This is a genomic window from Rhodococcus sp. 05-339-2, assembly GCF_002258965.1.
Taxonomy (GTDB): Bacteria; Actinomycetota; Actinomycetes; order Mycobacteriales; family Mycobacteriaceae; genus Rhodococcoides.
In genome coordinates, this window is record NZ_NOYW01000018.1 from 863,335 (window position 1) to 877,266 (window position 13,932).

Sequence of the window (13,932 nt, forward strand, 5' to 3'; positions counted from 1 at the left end):
ATGAGAGAAGATGGACCGGTGAGCAATTGGACAGCCCCAGCCGCCGTCGCACCCGTCGACGCGACAGTCACTCTGCCCGGATCGAAATCGATCACCAATCGCGCACTGATCATCGCCTCGCTCGCCTCCGGCTCGTCCACGATCACCGGTGCTCTGCGCAGCCGTGACACCGATCTCATGATCGACGCCCTGGCAACCTTGGGGATCGAGATCATCGCCGCGGACGACGACAGGACGGCGTTGCGCGTGACTCCGGCTCCGTTGCACGGAGGAGCCGTGGAGTGTGGTCTGGCGGGTACCGTCATGCGCTTCGTGCCGCCCCTGGCTGCCCTCGCCGCGGGCGAGGTGTCGTTCGACGGCGACGAACAGGCTCGCATTCGGCCACTCGACACCATCCTCGACGCCCTGCGTGCGGTAGGGGCCGAGATCGACGGCAGCGCTCTGCCGTTCACGATGCGCGGCACCGGTTCGCTGCGCGGCGGATCGGTCGACATCGACGCCTCGGGTTCCTCGCAGTTCGTCTCGGGTCTGATGCTCTCCGCGGCGGCGTTCGACGAGGGAATCGAAATCCACCACATCGGCAAGCCTGTTCCGTCCATGCCGCACATCGACATGACCGTGGACATGTTGCGGCGCGCCGGCGTCCGAGTCGATTCCCCCGAGTCCGGTGGTGACGCGAACACCTGGCGGGTGCACCCCGGACCGGTCGCGCCGATCGAGTGGATCATCGAGCCGGATCTGTCCAACGCCACCCCTTTCCTCGCTGCAGCGGCGGTGACCGAAGGCCGAGTGCGCGTGCCGAATTGGCCCGAATCGACCACCCAGCCCGGCGATGCCTTCCGCGAGATACTCACCCGGATGGGCGCTCGAGTCGACCTGACCGCAGGCATCTTGACCGTCGAGGGCCCGGATACGTTGCGCGGCATCGATTTCGATCTTCACGATGTCGGCGAGCTGACCCCGACGGTCGCGGCACTCGCCGCACTGGCCGAAGGTCCGTCGATTCTGCGTGGCATCGCCCACCTGCGGGGCCACGAGACCGACCGACTCGCCGCACTGACAACCGAGATCGTCCGACTGGGTGGGCGCGCCGTGGAAACGGACGACGGCATCCGCATCGATCCGGCTCCGCTGCACGCAGGCGTCTGGCACTCGTACGCCGACCACCGGATGGCCACCGCGGGCGCAATCGTCGGACTGCGTGTCCCCGGGGTCGAGGTGGACGACATCGGTACCACAGCCAAGACTCTGCCCGGTTTCGAGATGTTGTGGGACGCAATGCTGTCCGCGTCGACACCGAGCGGGGTCGGCTCCTGACCGCGCGCCGATACGACGAGTCCGACGTTCGTATCCGACCGGGCAAGAGTTCGCGTCCACGGACCAAGACTCGACCCGAACACAACGACGCCGAAGCAGGCATGGTGGTGTCCGTCGACCGCGGCCGATGGGGTTGTGTGCTCGGCGGTGACCCGGCACGGCCGGTGGTGACGATGCGTGCCCGCGAGTTGGGCCGTACTCCGATCGTGGTGGGCGACGAGGTCGGCATCGTCGGAGATCTGTCGGGCAAGGTCGACACTCTGGCCCGAATCGTGCGCGTCGCCGAGCGGCGCACGGTGTTGCGGCGCACGGCGGACGACACCGATCCGTTCGAGCGGGTGGTGGTGGCCAACGCCGACCGGCTGCTCATCGTGGCCGCGCTCGCGGACCCGCCGCCTCGGACCGGTTTCGTCGAGCGGGCACTGGTGGCTGCGTACGTCGGCGGACTCGAACCGGTCCTGTGCCTGACCAAGAGCGATCTGGCCGACCCCGAGGAATTCACCGCGGCCTTCGCCGATCTCGACGTCCCGGTGGTGTTGGCAGGCCAGTCCGAGGACCTCACCGAGCTGACCGCGATGCTGACCGACAAGGTGACGGCGCTCATCGGACACTCGGGCGTCGGAAAGTCCACGCTCGTCAACAGGCTTGTGCCCGACGCATATCGCGCCACCGGTGTGGTCTCGGGCGTCGGGAAGGGCCGTCACACCTCGACGCAGTCGGTGGCGCTCCCTCTGCCCGGCGGCGGCTGGGTGGTCGACACTCCCGGTATCCGGTCGTTCGGACTGGCGCACATCTCCCCCGAGAACGTCGTCGCAGCGTTCTCCGATTTAGCCGACACCATCGAGAACTGTCCCCGAGGATGCACCCACCTCGGCCCACCCGCCGATCCCGAGTGCGCTCTGGACACCTTGACCGGAGACGCGGCCCGACGCGTCGCGGCCGTGCGTCTGCTCCTCGAAGCCGTTCGAACGAACGAAGCCTGGTAGCAACCCCCCTTTCGGGGTCGGTTGCCACCAGGCTGCACGCCGTTCGGAACTTACGCGGCCTTGCGGACCAGGCTGCGAATTCCCTTGCGCTTCTTCGTCTCTGCGATGGCGGTGCGGAGACCGCGACGCTTGCCCGTTTCGGGATCGACGGTGAACAAACCGGCCGGAGCATCGGCCCACTTGCGCTCGGACGCAGTCTCGGGAGCGTCGTCACTGGTCGCCTTCAGGTACTTGTTCGGCAGCGACAGCTTGGCGATGGTTCGCCACGACAGGAAGTACTGGTGGACGATCGAGCCGGTCGTGTACGGCAGGTCGTACTTCTCGGCCAGTTCGAGCACTCGAACCTTGATCTCGCGCAGGCGGTTACTGGGCAGATCCGGGAACAGGTGGTGCTCGATCTGGTAGCATAGGTTGCCGCTCATGAACTCCATGACGGGGCCCGCGTTGAAGTTCGCACTGCCGAGCATCTGACGCAGGTACCACTGACCCTGAGTTTCGCCCTCCATGTCGGACTTGGTGAACTTCTCCGCACCGTCGGGGAAGTGGCCGCAGAAGATGACGGTGTTGGTCCACACGTTGCGGATCATGTTGGCGGCGATGTTCGCCGTCAACGTGCTCTTCCAGGCGGGACCGGTCAGCAACGGATGCAGGACGTAGTCCTTGCCGATCTGCTTGCCGACCTTCTCGAGCACCTCGCGCCGCTTCTGCTCGAATTCCTCACGCGGCACTCGACCCTTGGCGACCTTGCCCAGTTCGAGGTGCTGAAGCGCCACTCCGTACTCGAAGAACAGCTGCAGCAGCAGGTTGTAGACGGGGTTGCCGATGTTGAAGGGCTTCCACCGCTGATCGCGGGTGACGCGCAGCAGACCGTAGCCGACGTCGTCGTCCATGCCGAGCACGTTGGTGTACTTGTGGTGAATGTAGTTGTGCGTCTGCTTCCAGTGAGCGGACGGCCCCGTGTTGTCCCACTCCCACGACGTGGAGTGGATTTCCGGGTCGTTCATCCAGTCCCACTGGCCGTGCATGACGTTGTGGCCGAGCTCCATGTTCTCGATGATCTTCGCGACACCGAGCATGGCGGTGCCGACGAGCCACGCCGGACGACGACGGCTGGCGAAGAGCACGGCCCGGCCACCGATGTCGAGGGATCGCTGCAGGCGGATCGTGTTCTTGACGTACCGGGCGTCGCGTTCACCGCGGGACGCTTCGATGTCACGCCGGATGGCGTCGAGCTCGTGGCCCAACGCCTCGATGTCGGCATCGGTCAGATGCGCGTATTCTTTGACGTCCGTAATCGCCATGGGAAACAACCTCCTGGCAGTCGTGAACACACAGCTCGCGTATCAGGCCATGTGTGATTCCGTCACCTACCGTATCGTAACTTACGGTTCCGTAGGTTAGCGCCGGGAATGTGTGTGACGATTCACAACGACGCGCGGTCGCCCGATCGACGAAGGGCCTTGGCCTGACGCCTGGCTTCCTTCTTGGCGTTGCGCAGGCTCACACGCGCCTCCTGCATCGCCGACCGCAGACCGCGGCGCTGCCCGGTCAGCGGATCGATCCGAAGAGCATGAACGGCAGGCGAATCCCCTACGCGCCACCGTCGCTCGGAGGACGTCTCGGGAGCGTTGTCGGACGTGGCACGCAACCACGAGTCGGGCAGCGACAGCTTGTGAATGGTCCGCAGCGCCAGCAGGTACTGCTTGCCGAGCGACCCCGTGGTGTACGGCAGGTCGTACTTCTCGCACAGAGCGTGCACCTTCTCGGCGATCTCCGAGTACCTGTTGCTCGGCAGATCCGGGAACATGTGGTGCTCGATCTGGTAGCAGAGGTTGCCGCTCATGAACGCCATGACCGGACCGGCGTCGAAGTTCGCACTGCCCAGCATCTGACGCAGGTACCACTCGGGTCGTGTCTCGGTCTCGAACTGGCCGATCGTGAACTTCTCTGCCCCGTCGGGGAAGTGACCACAGAAGATCACCGCGTACGCCCACAAATTCCGGACGAGGTTGGCCGTCGCGTTGGCGGTCAACGTCGACTTCCACGCCGGACCGGACAGTGCCGGGAACAGCACGAAATCCTTGCCGACCTGCTTGGCGATCTTGCGCGCAAAGGCGCGGGTCGCCGGAGACTTCAGCAGGCCCTTCTCGTCCTCGCCGTCCAACTGCTTCTGCGCGTCGTAATCGTGCAGCGCGATGCCCCACTCGAAGGTGGTGGCCAGCACGATGTTGGCGAGCGGCTGAACGAGGTTGATCGGCTTCCACGGCTCGTCGCGGGTCATCCGCAGGATGCCGAAGCCGATGTCGTCGTCCATGCCGACGATGTTGGTGTACGTGTGGTGCGAGTAATTGTGGGCGCGTTTCCACTGCTCCGACGGACCGGTCTGATCCCACTCCCACGAGGTGGAGTGAATCTCCGGATCGTTCATCCAGTCCCACTGCCCGTGCATCACGTTGTGGCCGAGTTCCATGTTCTCGACGATCTTGGCGACACTGAGCATCGCCGTACCCACGAACCAGGCCGGCCGATACTTGCTGCCGAGCAGCACCGCACGGCCACCGAGCTCGAGCAGCCGCTGCAGTCTGATCGTCCGACGGATGTAGGCGGCATCGCGCTCGCCGCGGCTGTCTTCGACGTCTCGACGAATCGCATCCAGTTCACGACCGAACGCTTCCATGTCCGCTTCGCTGAGATGAGCGAACTCTTTGATGTCGGTGATAGCCACCGGGTCCTCCAACAGTTGAGTGCAGTGCCCGAAATATCGGGTTTCGACGTGGGCAACCTACGTAAGCGTAACCGAACAGTCTGAGAAGGCGGTGTGCGAAAAACAGACCTACAGTTCCAGTGTGCAATCGCCCGCAGCAGCGGAAATGCACGTCTGGACGCGGTCGCCCTCACTGTGTTCCTTACCGGAACGAAGGTCGATCACATGCCCTGCCGTCAACGGGACAACGCACGTCTGGCAGATACCCATCCGGCAGCCGAACGGCATCTGAACGCCGACGTTCTCACCGGCTTCGAGCAGGCTGGTCGCGCCGTCGACGGTGGTCTTCTTGTCCGATTTGGAGAACGTGACGGTGCCGCCTGCACCGGAGGTGTCGGCGCGCGAGATCTCGAACCGCTCCAGGTGAAGCCGGTCCTCGATCCCCTCGCGTTTCCAGGTCTTCTCGATCTCTTCGAGCAGAGCCGCAGGCCCGCACGCCCAGGTGTCACGCGTGCGCCAGTCGGGATAGAGCTCGTCGAGCGAGGCGAGTGCGAACTTGCCGTCCGACCGCGTCAGTTGCACGTGCGAGGTGAAGTTGGGATGAGACTTCTCCAGAGCGGCGATCTCGGCGGCGAACATGACTTCGTCCTCGGTGGGTGCCGAGTGGATGTGCACGGTGTCGGGCATGTCGCCGTGCCGATCCAAAGCCCGCAGCATCGAGATGATCGGGGTGATGCCGCTGCCTGCCGTGACGAACAAGATTTTGTTCGGCGGCGGCACGGGCAGCGCGAAATTGCCTTTCGGGGCGGCCAGCCGAACGATGGTTCCCTGCGGGACACCGCCGACCAGGTGTGACGAGAGGAAGCCTTCCGGCATCGCCTTGACGGTGATGGAGATCAGCTTGTCCTCCCAGTTCGGCGGGGAGGTCAGCGAGTAGGACCGCCAGTGCCAACGCCCGCCGAGGTGCAACCCGATCCCGATGTACTGGCCGGGCCGGTAATCGAAGTTGAAGCCCCAACCCGGCTGGATCACCAGGGTCACCGCCGTCGCGGTTTCCTTCTCCACTCGCACGATGCGACCGCGGAGTTCGCGTGCGGACCAGAGAGGATTCGCCAGATGCAGGTAGTCATCGGGCAACAAGGGAGTGGTGATGCGGGTGAAGGCACCACGCACCATGTTCAGTCTCGGACGCTTGGGGGCCGATACTCCGGCCGCCGGAGCCTCCAGCCACTTCTTCAGATCCATCGGGTGTTCCATCCCCTCGATCGAGATACTGAACCGCTTGCGGTCATCGAGGTTACGCTACCGTAGGTTCGGGTTCGGGAACACCTGCGCCGATGTGAATCGTGCCCGAGCGAACACGGCCGAGTCACAGCAGTTCGAGCAGAAACGACAACTCTTGCGGGGCGTACCACGCGAGCGTGTGATCCTCGGCGTCGCCGAGCACGAACTCCGCGTCCACGTCACCCATGTCCGCGGCATCGACGGCAGCGACGGCCTTGGCCACCGCCGATTCGGCCCCTTCGAGATCGACGTGGACCGACGCGACCTGATCCATCCGCAACGGTTCCTTCAGCCGGACGACGGCATCGTCGAGATCGGGGCGCAGAGTGGGATCGTCCACATCGGCCGCGATCACCGCCCGCCGGTACACCACCCCTTCGGCGACCGTACCGGTATCGCTCTCGTCGTCGACGGCGGCGGCGATCAGTCGCAGAGAGGCCCGCGCGGCCTCCCCCATCGCCACCTCGGCAAGCTCCTCGTCGTCGCCGGACGAGTACGCCTCACGCAGCGTCGGTGTCACCGCGAAGGCCGTGCGCGAGACCGGGCTGAACTCGCCCTCCGCCGACAACACTTTCAAGAACTCCAACGTCGCCGGAACGTAGACACGCATTGCAGAAGACCTCACACTCTCGATTCGTTGCTGGCATCGACCAACTCTTCCAATGCCTCGTGCAGAAGCGCCGTGACGACGTCCACGTCGGGCATGGCACCTCGATCGGCGTTGAGCCCGAAGAACACGTAGCCGTCGTAGGACGTCAACCCGATGCTCATCGCCTGGTTCTCGAACAGCGGCGACACCGGATACATCTCGAGCATGCGCGCACCACCCACGTACAGCGGGAACTGGGGTCCTGGCGCGTTGGTGACGATCAGATTGAACACCCGCTGAGAGAGCCTGCTGCCCGCCCGCGCGCCCATCGCGTGCAGGCTCGCAGGCGCGAACCCGGAGATGCGCATCAGTGTCTGTGCGGTGACTCCGCGACTCTGCTTGGCATGCGCCTCGGTGGCGTGCGCAATGTGCGAGAGCCGCACCACGGCATTCGATTCACCGACGGGCAGGTCCACCAGAAACGACGAAACCTCGCTGCGATCGTCCTCGGCCGGCTCGACCGGCCGCTCGGCCGCATCTCCGAAACCGACCCGATCGGCCGAGACGTACACCGACATGGGCACCATGGCCCGCACCGTCGAGGAGGCCGTGACGGGCTCTCCCCGAGAGAGCAGCCAATTGCGCAGTGCCCCGGTGACGACAGCGAGCACCACGTCGTTGATCGAGCAGTCGAACCTGTTGTGGATGCTCCGGTAGTCGGCGAGCTCGGTCTTGGCCACCGCGAATCTGCGGTTTCGCGAGATCGGGGCGTTCAGCGGACTCGACGGCGCGCTCTGGGTCGCGGTGCGCAGAACTGCCGCGACCTTCGCGGCGGCACGCACTGCCTCGCCCGCGACACCGGCAGCCCCGCGGACCGCACCGCGCAGAGCCTCGACGCTCTCCCCAGGACGCACCACCAACTCGGTCAGAGCATCGATGACCAACGCCGAGTCCTTGGGCTCGCGCGCAGGCATCCAGAGTTCCTCGGCCATCGGCGGCGGATTCTTGCTCGCATCCAGAATGACCTGACCGATGTCGAGCGCGTGTTCGCCGTCGACCAAGGCCGAGTGTGACTTGGTGAAGATCGCGAAGCGATTCTTCGACAGGCCCTCGACCAGATACATCTCCCACAGCGGCCGAGTGCGATCGAGTGGGCGCGAGGTCAGTCGCGCGATCAGATCGTGCAACTGATCGTCGGAACCAGGCTTCGGGAGCGCCGACCGGCGAATGTGGTACGTGATGTCGAAATCCGCGTCGTCGACCCACACCGGCCTGGCCAGACCGAAGGCGACCTCACGCACCTTCTGCCGATACCGGGGAACCAAGGCCAATCGTTGTTCGACCAACGACAGCAGTCGGTCGTAGCTGAATCCGCTGCGCGGAGTCCGAAAGATGGCGAGCGACCCGAGGTGCATGGGGCTGCTACTGGCCTCGAGAAAGTAGAACGACGCATCCTGCGCTGTCAGCCTGGTCGCCATCGCGTGTTCCAGTCCCCGTCCTCGCGTGAAGTACGCGCCGATTCCTGTGGCCGAGCGCGCAGTGTGCTCGAACATAGAGTACGTGGCGGGCCGATGTCGGTCTCGGGGTCGGTCGTGGACCGTATCGCGGGCCGATCCGGGGTACCGACGGGAACCGAACGCGCTCTCGGACCGTCAATGACGGTGTGAGCGTCATCGAATCGAACGACCCGCTGGACATCTCCGACACGTCGGCCCCCGGCCCCCGAGTCCGCGCCGAACATCATTGCTTTCTCTCGCGTGCCGCTCCGTTCGAACCGCCGCTGTGCACCGGTGCCGTACACACGTGGGATCCGGCGTCGGCCGCCGAAGCGCCGCCGCCGGCTCTGCACCGACCTTCCGTGCGCAGCAACCGTTCTCGACCGCGCGTCGAGCCCTACGGCCGGCCATCGGTACCCGCCGATGCACGGTCGAGTGCCGACCGCGCCATGCGCATGATGATCGAGGTCATCGATAGACGACGCAGCGCAGACCAGCTGTCACCGTTGTTCACTGCCTCGATGGTCGACCTCGTGCGGACCATCGTGCGGAACCCGCCGCCCGGCAGACGACTCGGATTCGCTGCCGTGCGTCGAGTACACGTGGCGTATCGATCGGACGTCTCCGCGGAGATCTTCGGCTCCTACACCCGCGGTCCACGCACGTTCGCCTTCGCGGGCCGAATCGAGCTGGCGATCGACCCGCGCCGCCCCGGGTGGACGGTCACCTCGCTACGAGTGGGGTGACGGTCGCCTCGCCCGGAGGCGACGCGACCGTCGTGCACTATCTCTTGCGCTTGGAGCGAGCTGCCTTCTTGGGTGCCTTGCTCTGAGTCCTCGCGGCTTCGCGACGCTCGCGGCGGGTGCCTTCGGCGGCGGACTCGCTGCCGGACGGGGACGGACCGGAACGGCGAACCGCAGTGCCACCGCCCTCGGCCGGACCGGAGAAGGTCAGTCTCTGCTCGTCCTGGTCGTCGAGACCCTTCGCCCGCAGAGCCGAGGGCACTGCGGGAGCGGTCGGTGCCGGAGCAGTGGGTGCCGGAGCCGTCGGTGCGGGTGCCGTCGGTGCCGGTGCTGCGGCGGGTGTCGGCGCCGGTCGGCCGGAGCCCACCGGCGAGGACAGTCCTGGAGCCACGGCGAGACCTGCCGAGGCCGCGGGCCCCGCCGGAGCCGGTGTCGCCTCGACCTGAAGGTTGAACAAGAAGCCGACCGACTCCTCCTTCAGGCCGTCGAGCATGCCCTGGAACATGTCGTAGCCCTCGCGCTGGTATTCGACCAGCGGGTCGCGCTGCGCCATCGCACGCAGGCCGATGCCTTCCTTGAGGTAGTCCATCTCGTAGAGGTGCTCGCGCCACTTGCGATCGAGTACCGACAGCAGCACTCGACGCTCGAGTTCACGCATTCCGTTCTCGCCTGCGATTCCGTCGATCTCGGCCTCGCGGGTGGCGTAGGCCGATCGCGCGTCCTCGAGCAGCGCCTCACGCAATTCGTCGCGGCTCAGGTCGTCCTTCTCGCCGTCCTCGTTCTCGCCGACGAGCACCTTGTGGTCGATTCCCACCGGATAGAGAGTCTTCAGTGCGGTCCAGAGCTGCTCGAGATCCCAGTCCTCGACGTAGCCCTCGGCTGTCGCACCGTCGACGTAGGCGGTGATCACGTCGGTGATCATGCCCTCGACCTGGCCCTCCATGTCGGCACCTTCGAGGATCCGGCGACGCTCCTCGTAGATGACGGTGCGCTGCTGGTTCATCACCTCGTCGTACTTGAGAACGTTCTTGCGGATCTCGAAGTTCTGCTGCTCGACCTGCGTCTGAGCGCTCTTGATGGCCTTGGACACCATCTTGGCTTCGATCGGGACGTCGTCGGGCAGGTTGAGCCGGGTCATGATCGATTCGAGTGCACCACCGTTGAATCGACGCATCAGTTCGTCGCCGAGCGAGAGGTAGAAACGCGATTCACCCGGATCACCCTGACGACCGGAGCGGCCTCGAAGCTGGTTGTCGATCCGGCGCGAATCGTGTCGCTCGGTACCGAGGACGTACAGCCCACCGGCCTCGCGCACGGTATCGGCATCGGCCTTGACCTGCGCCTTGACCTCTTCGAGCGCAGGCTCCCACGCGGCCTCGTACTCTTCCGGGGTCTCGACCGGATCCAGACCCTGCTTCCTCAGTTTCAGGTCGGCGAGAATGTCCGGATTGCCACCGAGCACGACGTCGGTGCCGCGGCCGGCCATGTTGGTCGCGACGGTCACCGCGCCCTGCCTGCCCGCCTCGGCGATGATCGTCGCTTCCTGCTCGTGGAACTTCGCGTTCAACACGTTGTGCGCCACGCCGCGCTTGGTGAACTGCTTCGACAGGTACTCCGAGCGCTCGACGCTCGTGGTGCCGATGAGGACCGGCTGGCCCTTCTCGTGCCGCTCGACGACGTCGTCGACGACGGCGTCGAACTTCGCTTCTTCCGTCTTGTAGATCAGGTCGCCGTTGTCCACGCGGACCATGGGACGGTTGGTCGGAATCGGAATGACGCCGAGACCGTAGATCTGGTGCAGTTCCGCGGCCTCGGTCTCGGCGGTACCCGTCATGCCCGAGAGCTTGTCGTAGAGACGGAAGTAGTTCTGCAGGGTGATGGTGGCCAGCGTCTGGTTCTCGGCCTTGATCTCCACCTTCTCCTTGGCTTCGATCGCCTGGTGCATGCCCTCGTTGTAGCGGCGTCCCACCAGGATGCGGCCGGTGAACTCGTCGACGATGATGACCTCACCGTCGCGGACGATGTAGTCCTTGTCCTTGGTGTAGAGCTCTTTGGCCTTGATCGCGTTGTTGAGGTAGTTCACCAGCGGAGAGTTGGCGGCCTCGTACAGGTTGTCGATGCCGAGCTGATCCTCGACCAGTTCGACGCCCGCCTCGTGCACACCGATGGTCCGCTTGCGGATGTCGACCTCGTAGTGGGTGTCCACCTTGAGCATCGGCGCGATACGGGCGAATTCTCCGTACCACTTGCTCGACGCGTCGGCGGGTCCGGAGATGATCAGCGGCGTGCGGGCCTCGTCGATGAGGATCGAGTCGACCTCGTCGACGACGGCGAAGTTGTGGCCGCGCTGCACGAGGTCGTCGAGCGAGTGCGTCATGTTGTCGCGCAGGTAGTCGAAACCGAACTCGTTGTTGGTGCCGTAGGTGATGTCCGCGGCGTATGCGGCACGGCGTTCCACCGGGGTCATGCCGGAGAGAATCACGTCGACCGAGAGACCGAGGAAACGGTGTACGCGGCCCATCCACTCCGAGTCGCGCTTGGCGAGGTAGTCGTTGACCGTCACCACGTGCACACCGTCGCCGGAGATGGCGTTGAGGTAAGCGGGCAGAACACAGGTCAGGGTCTTGCCCTCACCGGTCTTCATCTCGGCGATGTTGCCGAAGTGCAGGGCGGCTCCACCCATGACCTGAACGTCGAAGTGTCGCTGCGACAGCACCCGCCAGGACGCCTCGCGGGCCACGGCGAAGGCCTCGGGCAGGAGCTGATCCAGGGTCTCGCCGGCGGAGTACCTCTCCTTGAACTCCGCGGTCTTGCCGCGCAGTTCGTCGTCGGAGAGGCTCTCGACGTCCGGAGACAGGGTCGAGACGTGGTCGGCGATGCTCTTGAGCCGCTTGACCATGCGACCTTCACCGACACGGAGCAGCTTGGAAAACGACAGCGACGGCACGGGCTTTCTCGTCCTCGATCCTCGGTTCACGGGTACTGGTACGAACAACACTGCATACTTCACGAGCTCACGGGTTCGTCACCACGACTTCTGCGTGACGGGTAACCCGAACGCGTCCATGGTAGGCGGTGTCGCTGCGAACCCGGCAGCCCGACTGTCGGTCGTCGGAGATCGTCGATCGACCATTCGGACAACACCGACACAGCACTGCAGGCTCGACGTGGGGATCGAGTCTCCGGTGTCGAGCCTGCAGCGGTGAAAAGATTTCACGGACGGCGAACGAGTCGCGCCGCCTCGAGCGGTCCGGTCAGGTGAGTCTGATCAAGCCGTAATCGAAGGCGTGCCGTCGGTACACGACCGAGGGACGATCGGTTGCGCTGTCGTGGAACAGGAAGAAATCGTGACCGACGAGTTCCATTTCGTACAGCGCGTCGTCGACGCTCATCGGTGCAGCCGAGTGGATCTTGGTTCGCACGATGTGCCCGGGACCGCTCTGGTCGTCCTCGAACGAGTCGAGTTTGATCTCGGGATCGAGGGCCAGCGTGTCGTCCTCGGCGAGTTCGGCAGTGGCCTCGGCGACGGACACGGGTCTCTTCTCGCCGTAGTGGACCTTGCGACGGTCCTTGGTGCGCCGGAGTCTGCTCTCGAGTTTCGACGTCACCGCTTCGAGTGCGGCATAGAAACTGTCGGCACACGCTTCGGCTCGAACGACCGGGCCCTTGCCCTTCGCGGTGATCTCCACGCGTTGACATGCCTTGGCCTGGCGGCGATTTCGTTCGTGCTGCAGTTCGACGTCGAACAGGTAGATGGAGGGATCGAAGCGCTCGAGGCGAGCCAATTTCTCGGAGACGTATATCCGGAAATGATCCGGTATCTCGACGTTGCGGCCCTTGACCACAACGTCCGCATTGCTCTTGGCGGGTTCTTCCGAGGGCTTCTCGTCGAAGAAAACCGAGGCTTGTGAAGGGGTCGTCACGCGTACCTCCCGATATCGGCCACGCCCACTGTTGGACGTGGCAAGTGTGCATGCCGAATGGGGAACCTTCCGGCATCTCGAGTCCGGGGCATCACCTCACATCCGGTTCAGTTGGGGCGTGTCCGCGACGTTAGTCGGTCATCGACTCGTGTGCCACCGTTCACCCCGAATTGGTTGTCGGCGTGTCCCTCCACCTCACCGTCACGCACTGGCCACCACCAGCGCGCCGGCCACCGGGACCCCGAAATCGGTTAGTACTCTTGCCGATTCGGCCAAGGTCGCGCCGGTGGTGACGACGTCGTCGATGAGCAGAACGGTGAAGTCCGCCGACTTCGTCCCACGTGCGCCGGTTCGCGGACGAGTCACCCCGACGGCCTCGATCCGGCCCGCCACGTTGTGCTGCCGTTGCCCGGCCGACAGTCCGACCGAGTCGCGGACCGCGCCGCTCATGCGGAGCACCTCGGGAACGAGCACTCGCTCCGGTGCCAACTGTTCGGCAGCGATCCGAGCGCATCGCAGAACGGGATCACCCCCGCGAGCGCGCGCCGCCCGAGCCCGAGAGGGCGCGCAGATCAGAACCAGCGAACCGAGCTCGGGCGGATCGATCTCACCTGCGTCACGCAGATGTCCCACGGCCCCGGCGAGCGCTCGCCCGAAGGGCCGGGCCACCGACCGTCGACCTCGCTCCTTCAAGGCGATCACACCACTGCGACGCGGCCCGGTGTACGTACCGAGGGACCAGCACGGCACGCCGGGATCGACTCGTGGACGAACGGCGATGGGCGGGACGAACAGAGCCAGGGAACACACCGGGCACCAGTGCTCCCCCGGCACACCGCACCCGGCACACTCGAGAGGCAGAATCAGATCGAGGAGCGATCGCATGGACG

At 65.1% G+C, this 13,932-nt stretch carries 11 protein-coding genes; 3 read left to right on the top strand and 8 right to left on the bottom strand.

The genetic code is table 11. The annotated features are described in order from the left end of the window. Together aroA and rsgA are read left to right on the top strand one after the other, a co-directional pair. Entirely contained in the window at positions 1-1,317 is a 1,317-nt protein-coding gene (aroA, locus tag CH273_RS21790; protein WP_032397670.1) for a 3-phosphoshikimate 1-carboxyvinyltransferase, read from the top strand. Continuing rightward, positions 1,269-2,303 (top strand): ribosome small subunit-dependent GTPase A, encoded by a 1,035-nt coding sequence (gene rsgA, locus CH273_RS21795; protein WP_052050252.1) that lies wholly within the window; start codon positions 1,269-1,271, stop codon positions 2,301-2,303. Before aroA ends, rsgA begins: the two co-directional genes overlap by 49 nt. Before the next feature lie 50 nt (positions 2,304-2,353). Here rsgA and CH273_RS21800 read toward each other — a convergent pair whose 3' ends face one another. From CH273_RS21800 to CH273_RS21820, 5 genes are all read right to left on the bottom strand, one after another. Beyond that, positions 2,354-3,604, bottom strand: a complete 1,251-nt coding sequence (locus tag CH273_RS21800) for a fatty acid desaturase family protein (RefSeq protein ID WP_032397669.1) — start codon at positions 3,602-3,604, stop codon at positions 2,354-2,356. 122 nt (positions 3,605-3,726) lie between these two features. Continuing rightward, positions 3,727-5,028 carry a fatty acid desaturase family protein gene (locus tag CH273_RS21805; protein ID WP_032398294.1) on the bottom strand — a complete coding sequence of 434 codons (1,302 nt, stop codon included), beginning with the start codon at positions 5,026-5,028 and terminating at the stop codon, positions 3,727-3,729. Between the two features lie 108 nt (positions 5,029-5,136). Further along, on the bottom strand, positions 5,137-6,252 hold the full coding sequence (locus tag CH273_RS21810; protein ID WP_032398293.1) for a ferredoxin reductase: 1,116 nt from the start codon (positions 6,250-6,252) through the stop codon (positions 5,137-5,139). 124 nt (positions 6,253-6,376) lie between these two features. Next, positions 6,377-6,901: a DUF6912 family protein gene (locus tag CH273_RS21815; protein ID WP_032397668.1), complete on the bottom strand. Its 525-nt coding sequence runs from the start codon at positions 6,899-6,901 to the stop codon at positions 6,377-6,379. Positions 6,902-6,912: 11 nt separating this feature from the next. Then, positions 6,913-8,358, bottom strand: coding sequence for a WS/DGAT/MGAT family O-acyltransferase (locus CH273_RS21820; protein WP_032398292.1), 1,446 nt, complete (start codon positions 8,356-8,358; stop codon positions 6,913-6,915). A gap of 185 nt (positions 8,359-8,543) precedes the next feature. Here CH273_RS21820 and CH273_RS21825 point away from each other — a divergent pair, with 185 nt between their 5' ends. Next, on the top strand, positions 8,544-9,122 hold the full coding sequence (locus CH273_RS21825) for an Rv3235 family protein (protein ID WP_052050249.1): 579 nt from the start codon (positions 8,544-8,546) through the stop codon (positions 9,120-9,122). Between the two features lie 37 nt (positions 9,123-9,159). On the opposite strand, the gene secA is transcribed toward CH273_RS21825, so the two are convergent. The 3 genes from secA to CH273_RS21840 all read right to left on the bottom strand — a co-directional run bounded on the left by secA (position 9,160) and on the right by CH273_RS21840 (position 13,927). Beyond that, entirely contained in the window at positions 9,160-12,066 is a 2,907-nt protein-coding gene (gene secA / locus CH273_RS21830; RefSeq protein WP_032397667.1) for a preprotein translocase subunit SecA, read from the bottom strand. A 307-nt stretch (positions 12,067-12,373) separates the two neighbouring features. After that, entirely contained in the window at positions 12,374-13,042 is a 669-nt protein-coding gene (hpf, locus tag CH273_RS21835; protein ID WP_032397665.1) for a ribosome hibernation-promoting factor, HPF/YfiA family, read from the bottom strand. A gap of 201 nt (positions 13,043-13,243) precedes the next feature. After that, positions 13,244-13,927: a ComF family protein gene (locus tag CH273_RS21840; RefSeq protein ID WP_032397664.1), complete on the bottom strand. Its 684-nt coding sequence runs from the start codon at positions 13,925-13,927 to the stop codon at positions 13,244-13,246. Positions 13,928-13,932 lie beyond the last annotated feature (5 nt).